This window comes from Ferrovibrio sp., from assembly GCF_041906005.1.
GTDB lineage: Bacteria > Pseudomonadota > Alphaproteobacteria > Ferrovibrionales > Ferrovibrionaceae > Ferrovibrio.
This window is the reverse complement of record NZ_JAYRJY010000001.1, coordinates 3424741-3438296: the sequence shown is the minus strand read 5'-3', so window position 1 is coordinate 3438296 and position 13556 is coordinate 3424741. Positions and strand designations below refer to the sequence as shown.

Here is a 13556-nt window from a genome sequence, read left to right as displayed (position 1 = left end):
GCTTTTCATTCTCGGGCAATACCGGGCGAACATGCCAGCGCCCCCCGCCCGCCGCAAGGGGCCCGGCCCGGCCTTGACGCGAAAAGGATGTGTACCGGATAGTGGGTTGTTAATTTGCTCTATCTATTGGCAACATCGATAAAAACTATGGAGGAACCATGGCCGGCAAAGGCTTCGATCTGAACGGCAAGGTAGCCCTGGTGACCGGCGGCAACGGCGGCATCGGATTGGGCATGGCCGAGGGCCTGGCGCAGGCCGGCTGCGATCTGGTGATCTGGGGCGGCAATCCCAGCAAGAATGCCGCGGCGGAAGCCAAACTGAAGGCATTCGGCCGCCGCGTGCTGGTGCAGAAGGTGGACGTTTCGGACGAGGCGCAGGTTGAGGCCGGGTTTGCCGAGGCCCTGAAGGTGATGGGCCGGATCGATGGCTGCTTCGCCAATGCCGGCGTCAGCCAGGCCCGCGCGGCTTTCCACGAACTCAGCACGGCGGAGTGGCGCCGGGTTTTGTCGGTGAACCTGGATGGCGCCTTCTTCACCTTGCGTGCCGCTGCGCGCCACATGGTGGAACGCGGCAAGAATGGCGGCACCTCGGGCGGCCGCCTGATCGGCATGGCCAGCACGGCATCGGTGCACGGCGCCGCTCGCGCACAGTCCTACGCCGCCAGCAAGGGCGCCATGGTATCGGTGATCCGGGCACTTGCCGTTGAGATGGCACGCTATAACGTGACCGCCAATTCAATCCTGCCCGGCTGGATCGAGACGGAAATGACCGCCGCCGGCGTGGCCGATCCGAAATTCAGCGGCAATGTGTTGCCGCGCATTCCTGCCCGACGCTGGGGCCAGGGTTCGGATTTCGCCGGAATCGCGGTTTACCTGATGAGCGACGCCAGCAGCTATCACACCGGCGACAGTTTCGTGATCGACGGCGCCTACACCATCTTCTGAGGCCGCATCGCACGCGCCTGCAGCCATTGCATCCGCACGACGCCGGCGAGGATCAACATCCCGCCGGCGATCTGCTGCAGTGTGACATTGCTGCCAAAGAAGACCGCCGCCACGCCGACGGAAAAGACCGGAGCCAGACTGGTGTATAGGGTGGCGACCGGCACGCCGACATGGCTGACGCCGAAATTCCAGAACAGGATCGCCAGCCCCGCCCCGCCGATCCCGACCCAGGCCAGCATGCCCAACACCGGGGCCGATGGCATTTCGGCAGGCAGCCGCGCCGGCTGCAAGCCGGCCAGCACGGCAAACAGCGTACAGATCAGAATGCCGCCGGCCAGCGAGGTCAGGCAGGTGATGCGCATCTGGCTCCAGCCCAGCGGGCCAAGCCAGGCCTGCACCTTGATCGAATACCAACTCCAGCTCACCATCGCGAGCACGAGCAAGGCTTCACCGGCATAGCCGGTATCGGCCGCGCTACCCGCCCGTGGCCGCACCGCATCCAGCGCCACCAGGCTGGCGCCGATCACGGCGCAGATCGCTGCCGGCCAGAAACCGCGCGCCAGCGGAACCCGCAGCATCAGCTTGGTCAGCAAGGCCGCCACCAGCGGACCGCAACTCATGGCAATCGCTGCTCGCACCGGATCAGAGAGCATGATCCCGATGGTGTAAAAAACCGAAAAGCATGCCATGCCCGCGCCGAGCTTGAACACTGTCCGCCAGGGTAGCGGGGCGCGGAACGGCGAGCGGCGGTCGAACAGGAACACCATGCCGATCAGCAGCGGCGCCGGGATCAGGTAGCGGATTGCCGAAACGAAAAACGGATCGAGATATTTCGTTGCCAAGGCATGAGTCATCGGGATCATCGCGCCCCAGAGCAGCGCGGTGGTTACCAGACCCAGCGAGGCGAGCAGACTGCCTCCGGCAGGCTTGTGGCTCATTACGTTTGGCTCAGGCTTTGCGGCTCAACCATTTATCGAGATGGTCGATGCGATCGGAGCCCCAGAACATTTCCCCGTCGACCACGAAGGTCGGCGTGCCGAATGCCTTCAGCGCGATCGCCTCGGCGGTGGCGTCCAGCACGGCCTGACGGGCAGCGGCGTCCTCGGCGGCAGCGCCAATCTCCGATTCAGGGAACCCGAGCGCTTTCACGATGCCCATCAGATGTTCGGACTTGGCGATATCCTTGCCCTCACCCCAATACTGACGGAAAGCGGCCTTGGCAAAAGCGGCGGCCTTGGCCGTGTCCTGCGCCTTCAGGCGATAGAACAACAGGCGCGGCAGCTTGGCATCGGTGGGAAACGGATCGGGCGTGGTGACGATGGGCAGCCCGGCCAGTTGGGCCGAGCGCGTCCAGTCGTGCATCATGTAATCCATCTTGATCTTGGGAAACGGCGTGCGATCCGGGATCGCCTTCCACAGATGGCCGATCGAAACCGGTCGCCAGTCGACGCTGCGGCCATGTTTGGCCGCCACGGCCTCGATCTCGTTCGCGCCGATATAGGCATAGGGTGACGGAAAATCCCAGTAAAATACAATCGGGTCGGCCATCGGACTTTTCCTTGTTTTTATATACCGAAATTCACCAGCCGCCGCGCTGCAGCCAGCGGTCGATCTGATCCAGGCGGTCGGCGCCCCAGAATGGCTCGCCGTCGACAAATACATAGGGCGAGCCGAACACGCCGCGATTGTGGATCGCGTCCTCGGTCACTTCGCGCAGCTTGGCTTTGATTTCCGGATTCTCGATCCCTTCCAGGAACGCCTTGCGATCAATGCCGAGCCCGACGGCAATGTCGGAAATCACGTCTGGCGAAGAAATATCCCTGCCGTCGACAAAATACGCAGCATAAACAGCTTTAATGAAAGGCACTGCTTTCTCGGGCAATACCTTTTTGAGCCAATAAACGCCACGCGCTGCGCCCTGGGTCGGCAGCGGAAAAGTGGCAGGCATATTGAACGCGATGCCATGCTCCCGCGCCGACCGGTTGAAGTCGTGCGTGGAGTATTTTCCCTTCAGTGGATACTCCGTCAGTGGTTTGCTGCCCGCCACCTTGAACACTGCCCCCAGCAGCATCGGGCGCCAGTCAACGCTGCGACCATGCTTGGTTGCAATCCGGTCGATCCGTTCGGCCGCGATATACCCGTATGGAGAGGAAAAATCGAAATAGAATTCCAGCGGGGCCGGCATGGCTTCCTCCGTCGTTTCTTGTACTTTGCAGTCTAATCGAAACCGAAGGCGCGACGGAAGCCACGCAGGATCGGATGCTCTTCCGGCTCCAGCTCGATGCCGACCGAGGTAATTCGCTCGTTGCGGATTTCCCGCACCACGAATTCCACCGGGCCGACCCGCACGCGATCACCGACCACGGCCCGGTGGCGCAGCTTGCGGCGCACATAAGCCCCTACCGGCTCCCTGTGATCTTTTTCGTCGACCGGAATGCCGTAGAGCATCGACACCTCGCCCATCAGCGTGTCGCCAGCCAGCACGAATTCGCCGAACACTTCTTCCCCGCGTTCAGCACGCTTGCGTTCACGTTTGCTCTGCCGGCGCGCCGTGAACAGGCGGTCAAGCTGGAAGAAATGCTCGGCCGGAGCCAGCACCAGGAGGTAATCCCCGGGCGCCAGATTCTCCAGTTTCAGGCGATCCATCACGGCGCCATCGCGGATCACGCTGATGATGCGCGAGCGGCGCGGCAGTGGCAGTTCGCTGTAGCGATACCCCAGCGCCGGAGCATCGGCCTCGACGCGATAGCTGGCGACATCGCGATCCAGCGTGGAACCGAGATCGAGGTCGGTTCTCGTAACCGCTTCTGGCTTGGGCGGCAGTTCGAGCCCGAAGAACCGCGCCACGGGGCCGATGGTCCAGCCCTGCACGGTCAAAGAGGCGACCACGCAGACGAAGGCCGCAGTCACATAGAGCTCCGATCTGGGCAACTGTGCCAATACTGGAATGGTGGCGAGAAAAATCGGCACGGCGCCACGCAGGCCAACCCATGAAACGAAACCGATCTCGCGCCACGTATAGCGGAATGGCACCAGACAGAGCAGAACGGCCACCGGACGGGCCAACAAGATCAGTATGGCCGCCACGATACCGCTACCCACCGCGTAAGGCGTCATCTCCTCGGGCGTCATCAGCAGACCAAGCAGCAGGAACATGACAATCTGTCCGAGCCAGCTCAAGCCATCATAGAATCGCAGGATCACTTGTGCACCGCGGTGACGCCGGTTGCCCAGCACGAGGCCGGCCACATAGACCGCGACAAAACCGGATGCCTGCAGGAAATGCGCGCCGGAGAAGATCAGAAGCGCCGCCGCCATGGCGACGATCGGATACAGGCCGCCGGCCACCGGCACGCGGTTGAACAGCGCCACCAGCAGGAAACCGCCAACCACGCCAACAGCCAGGCCGCCCAGCATCTGAGCTATGAACAGGAGGGCCAGCTGCAGGCTGTCGGGCGGCTGACCCAGCCGGACCAACTCGACGCAGATCATGGTGAGGAAGATGGCCATCGGGTCGTTGATGCCGGATTCCACCTCCAGCGTGCCGCTGACCCGCTTCTGCAGTGCCAGGCCCTTCATGTTGAGCAGGAAGAACACCGCCGCCGCGTCGGTCGAGCCCACGATGGCGCCGACCAGAAAGGCTTCCAGCGGTGCCAGGCCGAGGGCGAAATGTGCCGCGACACCGACGATCGCCGCGGTTCCCACCACGCCTAGCGTGGCAAGCGCAAACGCCGGGCCGGCCACCAGGCGGACGGTGGCAAAATTGGTGCGCAGGCCACCATCGAAGAGAATGATGCCCAGGGCCGCCGAACCGACGGCATAGGTGAGCTGATAATCGCGGAAAACGATGCCGCCCGGCCCGCTCTCGCCGGCAAAAATGCCCAGGCCAAGGAAAACCAGCAGGAAGGGCACGCCAAAACGGCTGGAAGCCGATCCGGCGAAGATGCTCACCAGGACCAACAGAGATGCGACAAAGAGTATCTCGTTGGCCTGATTCAATCCTCGTTCCTTTTGGCCTCGGCCGTTAGCTTCCTGTCAGGGCGCGGCTGATGACCAGCCGCTGCACATCGCTGGTGCCCTCGTAGATCTGGCAGACACGGACATCGCGATAGATGCGCTCGACCGGGAAGTCGGCGAGATAGCCGTAACCGCCGTGAATCTGGATGGCATCCGAGCATACGCGTTCGGCCATTTCAGATGCAAACAATTTGGCCATGCTGGCCTCTTTCAGGCAGGGCAGGCTGGCATCCTTCAGCCGCGCCGCATTCAGGATCAGTTGCCGGGCTGCCTCGATCTGCGTCGCCATATCCGCCAGCCGGAAACCCACCGCCTGGTGATTGATGATCGCCGTGCCGAACGCCTCGCGCTGGCCGGCATAGGCCAGGGCGGCCTCGAAGGCAGCCCGCGCCATGCCGGTGGCCTGGGCGGCGATGCCGATGCGGCCGGATTCCAGGTTGGCCAGCGCGATGCGATAGCCCTCCCCCTCCTCGCCCAGCAGGGCGTCATTCCCCACTTTCAGATTGTCGAACACGATCTGGCAGGTATCGGAGCATTTCTGCCCCAGTTTCCTCTCCACGCTGGCCACCGTGTAGCCGGGCGTGTCGGTCGGGACCAGAAAGCAGGAAATACCGCGTTTGCCGGCTCCGGGATCGCTGACGGCGAACACCAGGGCCAGCTTGGCGATGGAGCCCGAGGTAATGAACTGCTTCACGCCGTTGATCACCCAGCCATCGCCCTCGCGCCGGGCCCGGGTCTTCAGCGCCGAGGCATCGGAACCTGCCTGCGGTTCGGTCAGGCAGAAAGCGCCGATCCATTCGCCGCGCGCCAGCGGCTTGAGAAAGCGCTCTTTCTGGGCCGGCGTGCCGTAGCGCAACAGGGCCGCGCATACAGGTGAATTATTGACGGACATGATGGTACTGACCCCGCCATCGGCGGCGGCAATCTCTTCCAGCGCCAGGACGTAGGACACGAAATCAGCACCCGCACCGTCCCATTCCTCCGGCACGCCCATGCCCATCAGGCCGAGCCCGCCCATTTCGCGCAACAGCCCAAGCGGCGGTTCGGCCGTGCGGTCGCGCTCGGCAGCGCCCGGTGCCAGTTTCTCTCGGGCGAAATCGCGCGCCATGTCGCGCACCATCTGCTGTTCCTGGTTCAGCATGCCGTCCTCCCGATCGTTCTCAGTTTCTTGCCGGCTGCAATTTCATGCCGGCGGCATAAGCCAGCACCTGCTGCGGTGTCAGCGGCTGGCCCGCTGCGGCGCAATAGACCCCGTCCAGTCGCAGGCTGCCCTCGGTGAGCGGTTCGCCCTTGGCGATGGACGGGCCATTCGGCTTGTCTTGCGGTCCGGCATAGAATCCCAGCACCAGGCATTGCCGCAGGCCCAATTCAAACCGTCGGGCCAGAACCGGACCATGCCCGGTGACAAGCTTCTGGTCCGTGGCTTCCAGCGCCTTGGGCGTCGGCGCCTCCAGCCCCTTCAGCACGGTGGTCGCAAACTTCATGAGGTCAACCGGGCCGCTGAGGTAATGATCGTCCTCGCTCAGGTCACGCAAGACCGCCAAGGCAAAGGCCCCGGCAGGTTTTTGCGCTTTCCACAGGTAGCGCTCCACGCGATACCCCATCGGCGCCGTAAAGGTTTCCGCGATCTGCGGCGCGGCCGTCAGCCCCTCTGCGGTCCAGCCGACGCGTTGCTGCACCATGCGCAGGGATTCCCAGCGCGAATCATGCTCATCAGCCGCGACGGGGCCGGCAGTCAGCAATATTGCAAGAGCAAGATGCAGCCGCCTCACTTGGTCTCCTCGAAGATTTCACGGCCGATCAGCATGCGCCGGATTTCGGAAGTGCCGGCACCAATCTCGTACAGCTTGGCATCGCGCAACAGCCGGCCGGTCGGATAATCATTGATATAACCGTTGCCACCCAGGATCTGAATCGCATCCAGCGCGAGCTTGGTCGCCTTCTCGGCGGCAAACAGGATTGCGCCCGCGGCATCCTTGCGCGTGGTCTGGCCACGGTCGCAAGCCCGCGCCACGGCGTAAACATAGGCACGCGCCGCGTTCATCTCGGTATACATGTCGGCAACCTTGCCCTGGATGAGCTGGAAGCTGCCGATCGGCTGGCCGAATTGCTGGCGCTCATGGATATATGGCAACACCACATCCAGGGCTGCCTGCATGATGCCGATCGGACCCGCCGCCAACACGGCACGTTCGTAATCCAGACCACTCATCAGCACGTTCACGCCACGGCCAACCTGGCCCAGCACGTTCTCTTCCGGCACTTCGCAATCCTCGAAGACCAGTTCGCCGGTATCCGAACCGCGCATGCCCAGCTTGTCGAGCTTCTGCGCCGTGGAGAAACCCTTGAAACCTTTCTCGACAAGGAATGCGGTGATGCCACGCGGGCCGGCGGCAGGGTCGGTCTTGGCATAGACCACCAGCACATCGGCCTGCGGGCCATTGGTGATCCACATCTTATTGCCATTGAGAATGTAGCGGTCGCCCTTCTTTTCGGCGCGCAGCTTCATCGACACGACATCGGAACCGGCATTTGGCTCGCTCATCGCCAGCGCGCCGAGATGTTCGCCCGAAATCAGCTTGGGCAGATAGCGCTTCTTCTGCTGCTCGTTGCCGTTCCGCCGCAACTGGTTGACGCAGAGATTGGAATGCGCGCCGTAGGACAGGCCCACCGAGGCCGAACCACGACTGACTTCCTCCATGGCAATGCAATGCTCAAGATATCCCAGGCCGGAGCCGCCATATTCCTCTTCCACGGTGATACCATGCAGACCCAGATCACCGAACTTGGTCCACAGATCGCGCGGGAAGTGGTTGCTCTTGTCGATCTCGTCGGCGCGCGGTGCCAGTTCGCTGTCGACAAAGCCACGCACGCTCTGGCGCAGCATATCGGCGGTTTCGCCCAACCCGAAATCGAGCGTCGGATAGGAATTGGCGATCATGATTATACCCTTCTCTGACGGAATACTCTGAATCGGGTGGCGGGATATTAGCGGATTGGGCCGGGCTGTGCATCCCGTGGGCCATCGTGACGGCCCAGAATGCACATCATGGTCGCCAGGCCGGTCGCGCAATGCGTCATCTTGTCGTTTTTATGGCCGAACACATCGAGGGAACAGATCGTCAATGTGCGTCCGTGACGCGTGACGATGCTGCGCGCCACCAGACGGTCGGCATCGGCGGGCGCCATCAGGTTGAGCTTGTATTCCACCGTCAGCACGGTGGACTCGGCTGGAAACAGGCTGTAGGCCGCATAACCGGCAGCGGAATCCGCGATCATGCCCACAATCCCGCCATGCACGAAACCATGCTGCTGGGTGACCTTCGGTTGCCGCAGCAATTCGATCTCGCAATGGCCGGGCCGGGCCACGATCATGCGCGCGCCGATCAGATGCATGGCCGGCTGGCGTTCAAAGCTGTCGCGCACACGGGCTTCGAAATCCGGGTCCTGCGGTTTGTATTCAGGCACTGCGGTCATGCGACGGCACTCTTGGGCGCAAGAGGCGTGATTCCAAAGGTGGCGGCGATCCGCTCGACGAAATCGGACGGAAAGGCGCGCGACCGGCGCTTCACCAGATCGATGCACACCCCGGTCAGCCGGGCCGACATCGCCAGCTTTTCATCGCCGACACGGATCAGCCGATGGCGGAACACGATCTTGCGCTCGGCAATGCTTTCCACGGTGGTTTCCATCCGCACCATGTCGCCGCCACGCAGTTCGGCCTGATAGTCGATTTCCATGCGCACGGCGGCCGTGCCCACATTCTCTGCCTCGGCCCGCTCGCGCGGCATGCCATGCATGGCGCCGATGGCAAAGGCGGCATCGCCGAGCCAGCCCACATAGAAGCTGACATTCACATGGCCCAGATGATCGCATTGCCAGGCCTGGGTCATCAGGCGCAGGGTTTCGACGTAGCGTTCGGCCATCGTCTGCTCCTTTTGGGTGTTTCCTCGCCTGCCTCTATAGCGCCCGCAAGAAAATAGAGAAAATCAATTGTCTTTATAATCCAGATAGGGTTTTTCTATGGATCATGAACCTGACCCTGATCCGCTATTTCATGGCCGTGGCCGAAACTGGCAGTTTCACCCGGGGGGCTGAACGCGCCAATGTGACCCAGCCGACGCTCTCGGCCGGGATCAAGCGGCTGGAGGAATCCCTGGGAGCAATCCTGTTCGAACGCGGCCGGTCAGCCCAGCTCACGCCGGCCGGCGCTCGCTTCCTGCCGCGTGCCCGGCTGTTGCTGCAGGAATGGACGGCGGCTCGGCGCGAGTTGCGCCAGGAGGGGAAGCCGACCCGGCAGCGCCTGCGCCTGGGATACGTGTCGGGTCTGCCACAGGCCCGGCTTGCTGCCCTGCTGGGCAGTTTCACCGCCGCGCATCCCGACATGGCACTGGAAATCCTGGAGGCCCCCGCCGCCACTTTGCACCGCCGGCTCGATCTGGGCCGTATCGATGCCGCCATCCTGCCCCTGCCGGAGGATACCGAAGACATGACACTCGGCCTGTTCCGCCAGCGTTACCTGCTGGCCGTGCCGCCGCAGCATCCGCTGGCCCATCGCAGCACGGCGCGGATCATCGATCTGCAGGATCAGCCCTTCGTGATCCGTCCGCAGGCCGAGATCATGCCGGCCGCCGAGAAGCTGTTTGCCACATTGAACGTGCGACCGCGCATCATCGGCCGGGCCGAGAGCGACCATGGCCTGCTGGCCCTGGTGGCCGCCGGGATCGGTGTCGCCATCCTGCCGCACTGGCTGGCCGATGACTCAGTCGCAACACTCGCACTGCCAGAACTGCGCGACAGCCACCGTATCGGGCTGGTCTGGCGCAAGGGCGGCGAAACCGCCGCGCGGCCATTCCGCGATTTTGCCGCCGGTCATGACTGGGATGCTGCCGCGCGGCACCCCGTGATCGGTCACTAGCCGCGCCCCATCACGCCATCGGCGTGATCCTGCGCATCCACCACGGCTACCGCGCTCATGTTGACCAGGCCGCGTACCGTGACATTGCGCGATACGATATGGGCCGATTTACCCATGCCCATCAGGATCGGCCCGACATAGAAGCCCTGCTCCATCTGGCGGACCAGATTGGCGGCGATGTTGGCCGCATCCAGATTTGGCATCACCAGCAGGTTGGCGCTGCCCTTCAGGTTGCCGTCGGGCATCAGCTTCTCGCGGATGGTTTCCGAGATGGCGGCATCGGCCTTCATCTCGCCCTCGATTTCCACATCCGGCATCAGTTCATGCAGCCGGCGGGTCGCTTCGCGCATCTTCACCGCCGACGGTGCCGCCGAGGTGCCGAAGTTGGAGTGCGACAGCAGGGCGATCTTCGGCACCAGGCCAAAACGACGGACTTCCTCGGCCGCAAGCTGCGCAATGGCCACGATCTCGTCGGTGCTGGGATCCAGGTTCACGTTGCTGTCGGCGATGAACAGCATGCCATGTGGCAGCACCAGAAGCTGCATCGCCGCCGGCAGCCTTGCGCCACTACGCAGGCCCAACACATCGACCAGATGCGGCAGATGCTGGTCATACTGTCCGACCGCGCCGCAGATCATCGCGTCGGCTTCGCCACGCTGCACGGCCATGGCCGCGATCACCGTGGTATTGGTGCGGATCACCGTGCGGGCATCATCCGGCGCCACGCCCTTGCGCTTCATCAGCGCCAGGTAGCCGCTCCAGTATTCGTGGTAGCGATCGTCGCGCTCGGGATCGATCAGTTCGACATTCTGCCCAGGCTTCAGCCGCAGGCCGAGTTTCTCGATGCGGCGCTCCACCACCGCGCGACGGCCGATCAGGATCGGCAGCGCCACCTTGTCGTCCAGCACGATCTGGGCGGCGCGCAATACGCGCTCATCCTCACCCTCGGCATAGATCAGGCGCATCGGCCGGCGCTTGGCGCGCTCAAATGTCGGCCGCATGACAAAGCCGGTGCGATAGACGAAGCGCTCCAGGCTGTGGCGATAGGCTTCCATGTCGGCGATCGGCCGGGTTGCCACGCCGCTGTCCATCGCCGCCTGGGCCACCGCCGGGGCGATCTGCAGGATCAGGCGCGGGTCGAAGGGCTTGGGGATGAAATAGTCCGGGCCAAAACTCAGTTCCTCGTCGTTGCCATAGGCACGGGCAACGACATCGGAAATCTCGGCCATGGCCAGATCAGCGATGGCGCGCACGGCGGCCAATTCCATCTGCGTGTTGATCGTGGTGGCACCCACATCCAGCGCGCCGCGGAACAGGAACGGGAAGCACAGCACGTTATTGACCTGGTTCGGATAGTCCGAACGCCCGGTCGCGATCACCACATCCGGACGCGCTTTCTTGGCCACTTCCGGCAGGATTTCGGGGCTCGGGTTCGCCAGCGCCAGGATCAGCGGCTTGGGCCCCATCTTCTCGACCATCTCGCCTTTCAGCACATTGGCCGCTGAAAGTCCAAGGAACACGTCGGCACCGACAATGGCGTCGCCCAGCGTGCGGTGGTTGGTCGGGCGGGCATACCGCGCCTTGAACTCGTCCATCTGCTCGGTGCGGCCTTCATAAACCACACCGACGATGTCGCTGACGACGATATTCTCTTTCTTGACGCCCAACTCGACCAGCAGGTCGAGACAGGCCAGCGCGGCAGCACCGGCGCCCGAGGCAACCAGGCGCACATCGCCGATCTTCTTGCCTACCACGCGCAGGCCATTGAGTACGGCCGCCGCCACGGTGATCGCCGTGCCATGCTGGTCGTCGTGGAAGACCGGAATCTTCATCTTATGACGCAGAGCACGCTCGACCACGAAGCATTCCGGCGACTTGATGTCTTCCAGGTTGATGCCGCCGAAGGTTGGCTCCAGCGCCGCGATGATGTCGATCAGCTTGGCTGGATCGGTTTCGTTGATCTCGATGTCGAAGACGTCGATGCCGGCGAATTTCTTGAACAGGACGGCTTTGCCTTCCATCACCGGCTTGGACGCCAGCGGCCCGATATTGCCCAGTCCCAGAACAGCCGTGCCGTTGGAGATGACGCCGATCAGGTTGCCACGAGCGGTCAGCTCGGCCGCCTGGGCCGGATCGGCCACGATGGCATTGCAGGCCGCCGCCACGCCCGGGCTGTAGGCCAGCGCCAGGTCGCGCTGGGTGCCGAGCGGCTTGGTGGGGGTGATTTCCAGCTTACCGGGCTTGGGCAGCCGGTGGTATTCCAGCGCCGCACGGTCGAGATCGGAGGTCATCGAGGCACTCGTGAGATCGACATAATCAATTTCGCCGGCATCGGCAAAATTGCCGCCGGGGAAAGCAGGCTTACAACAGCCGCATCCGGGATGAAAGTGGGAAGGCCGCCATTGCGGGGATAATACCCCTGCCTTCAGAGAATGGTGCGGTCGAAAAGACTCGAACTTTCACGGCCTTTCGGCCACAGCGACCTCAACGCTGCGCGTCTACCAATTCCGCCACGACCGCATTTTTCGGGCGACGCGGGGGAATAGCAAATCCGGCCGGGGTATTCAAGGCCGGGCGGGGCTATTCCTGAGCCGGCCAGCCGGCCCTCACTCGTCCGACATGGTGTCGGTGATCGAGACCGCGACCTTCTCGCCGGAAATGACGATTTCGCCCCGGGCGATCAGCTTGTTGTTGGCGAAGATCCAGGCATGGTCGTCGACGCTGGCATCCAGCTCGATTACGGCGCCGCGGCCCACCTTCAGCACCTGGTGGATCGGCATGGTGGCCTTGCCCAGGACGACCGAGATTTCGACCGAGACGTCGTTGACAGCTGTATTGATGGCCATGCCGCACCTTCCTTCGGGGCTCTGCAGACGCTAAGTAACCCGGGCAAGGTTAGCACAGCGTTAAGGTTCGCGTTACCCCGCATGCCCCTCCTTCCCCCGTCTTCCGACCTGATCGACACCCCCGCCGGCCCGGTGGAATGGATCGTCAGCGACAGCCCGGTCGCCTACGAGGATGCCCTGGCCGCCATGGAGGCCCGCGTGGCAGCCATCCGCGCCGGCGAAGCCCGCGAGGCGGTCTGGCTGCTGGAGCATCCGGCGCTCTACACCGCGGGCACTTCGGCCAAGCCAGCCGATCTGCTGAACCCACGTTTCCCCGTCTACACCGCCGGCCGCGGCGGCCAGTACACCTATCACGGGCCCGGCCAGCGGGTGGTTTACCTGATGCTGGACCTCAACCGGCGCGGGAAGGACGTTCGTGCCTTTGTCTGCCGGATGGAGGACTGGGTGATCGCAGCCCTGGCCCGTTTCAACATCAAGGGGGAGATCCGGGATGGCCGCGTGGGCGTCTGGGTCGCCCGTCCGGATCAGGGCCCGGGCCGGGAGGACAAGATCGCCGCCATCGGCGTCCGGGTCCGGCACTGGGTGACCTTCCATGGTCTGAGCCTGAATGTCGATCCCGCCCTCGACCATTACGACGGCATCGTCGCCTGCGGCATCCAGAACACCGAGGCCGAGCCTTTCGGCGTCACCTCGCTGGCCGATCTTGGTCATACCGCCAGCCTGCCGGAAGTGGACCTGATCCTGCGCGACACACTTCGCACGGCCCTGCTTGAGCGGCTTGGCTCAGCATGTGAAATTTAAGATCAGATTGTAATAATAAAATATTGATAT

At 63.3% G+C, this 13556-nt stretch carries 14 protein-coding genes and 1 tRNA gene; 3 read left to right on the top strand and 12 right to left on the bottom strand.

Translation table 11 applies throughout. The features are described 5' to 3' along the window. Positions 1–158: 158 nt before the first annotated feature. Entirely contained in the window at positions 159–944 is a 786-nt protein-coding gene (locus tag ACE3OO_RS16935; protein ID WP_374304615.1) for an SDR family NAD(P)-dependent oxidoreductase, read from the top strand. Here the strand turns inward: ACE3OO_RS16935 and ACE3OO_RS16930 are convergent. From ACE3OO_RS16930 to ACE3OO_RS16890, 9 genes are read right to left on the bottom strand one after another with little or no spacing between them, the layout of a single operon-like run. After that, positions 929–1882, bottom strand: a complete 954-nt coding sequence (locus ACE3OO_RS16930) for a DMT family transporter (RefSeq protein ID WP_374304614.1) — start codon at positions 1880–1882, stop codon at positions 929–931. The genes ACE3OO_RS16935 and ACE3OO_RS16930 overlap by 16 nt on opposite strands. A gap of 10 nt (positions 1883–1892) precedes the next feature. Further along, complete coding sequence (locus ACE3OO_RS16925; RefSeq protein WP_374304613.1) at positions 1893–2492, bottom strand: 2-hydroxychromene-2-carboxylate isomerase; 600 nt, start codon at positions 2490–2492, stop codon at positions 1893–1895. A gap of 31 nt (positions 2493–2523) precedes the next feature. Next, entirely contained in the window at positions 2524–3129 is a 606-nt protein-coding gene (locus ACE3OO_RS16920; RefSeq protein WP_374304612.1) for a 2-hydroxychromene-2-carboxylate isomerase, read from the bottom strand. 32 nt (positions 3130–3161) lie between these two features. Further along, entirely contained in the window at positions 3162–4943 is a 1782-nt protein-coding gene (locus ACE3OO_RS16915) for a potassium/proton antiporter (protein WP_374304611.1), read from the bottom strand. A gap of 25 nt (positions 4944–4968) precedes the next feature. Next, on the bottom strand, positions 4969–6102 hold the full coding sequence (locus ACE3OO_RS16910; protein WP_374304610.1) for an acyl-CoA dehydrogenase family protein: 1134 nt from the start codon (positions 6100–6102) through the stop codon (positions 4969–4971). A gap of 19 nt (positions 6103–6121) precedes the next feature. Beyond that, positions 6122–6733: a hypothetical protein gene (locus tag ACE3OO_RS16905; RefSeq protein WP_374304609.1), complete on the bottom strand. Its 612-nt coding sequence runs from the start codon at positions 6731–6733 to the stop codon at positions 6122–6124. After that, entirely contained in the window at positions 6730–7902 is a 1173-nt protein-coding gene (locus ACE3OO_RS16900; protein WP_374304608.1) for an isovaleryl-CoA dehydrogenase, read from the bottom strand. The genes ACE3OO_RS16905 and ACE3OO_RS16900 overlap by 4 nt, the downstream gene beginning before the upstream one ends. A gap of 47 nt (positions 7903–7949) precedes the next feature. Continuing rightward, a complete protein-coding gene (locus tag ACE3OO_RS16895; protein WP_374304607.1) occupies positions 7950–8438 on the bottom strand; it encodes a PaaI family thioesterase in 489 nt (162 codons plus the stop codon). After that, positions 8435–8887 (bottom strand): acyl-CoA thioesterase, encoded by a 453-nt coding sequence (locus tag ACE3OO_RS16890; RefSeq protein WP_374304606.1) that lies wholly within the window; start codon positions 8885–8887, stop codon positions 8435–8437. Before ACE3OO_RS16890 ends, ACE3OO_RS16895 begins: the two co-directional genes overlap by 4 nt. A 104-nt stretch (positions 8888–8991) precedes the next feature. On the opposite strand from ACE3OO_RS16890, the gene ACE3OO_RS16885 reads away from it, so the two are divergent. Then, positions 8992–9879 carry a LysR family transcriptional regulator gene (locus ACE3OO_RS16885; protein WP_374304605.1) on the top strand — a complete coding sequence of 296 codons (888 nt, stop codon included), beginning with the start codon at positions 8992–8994 and terminating at the stop codon, positions 9877–9879. On the opposite strand, the gene ACE3OO_RS16880 is transcribed toward ACE3OO_RS16885, so the two are convergent. The 3 genes from ACE3OO_RS16880 to ACE3OO_RS16870 all read right to left on the bottom strand — a co-directional run bounded on the left by ACE3OO_RS16880 (position 9876) and on the right by ACE3OO_RS16870 (position 12725). Further along, positions 9876–12170 carry an NADP-dependent malic enzyme gene (locus tag ACE3OO_RS16880; protein ID WP_374304604.1) on the bottom strand — a complete coding sequence of 765 codons (2295 nt, stop codon included), beginning with the start codon at positions 12168–12170 and terminating at the stop codon, positions 9876–9878. The genes ACE3OO_RS16885 and ACE3OO_RS16880 overlap by 4 nt on opposite strands. A gap of 142 nt (positions 12171–12312) precedes the next feature. Next, a tRNA-Leu gene (locus tag ACE3OO_RS16875) sits at positions 12313–12399 on the bottom strand. An 86-nt stretch (positions 12400–12485) separates the two neighbouring features. Continuing rightward, positions 12486–12725: a FliM/FliN family flagellar motor switch protein gene (locus ACE3OO_RS16870; RefSeq protein ID WP_300300877.1), complete on the bottom strand. Its 240-nt coding sequence runs from the start codon at positions 12723–12725 to the stop codon at positions 12486–12488. A gap of 132 nt (positions 12726–12857) precedes the next feature. On the opposite strand from ACE3OO_RS16870, the gene lipB reads away from it, so the two are divergent. After that, positions 12858–13526 carry a lipoyl(octanoyl) transferase LipB gene (gene lipB, locus ACE3OO_RS16865; protein WP_374304704.1) on the top strand — a complete coding sequence of 223 codons (669 nt, stop codon included), beginning with the start codon at positions 12858–12860 and terminating at the stop codon, positions 13524–13526. The last annotated feature ends 30 nt before the right edge of the window (positions 13527–13556 follow it).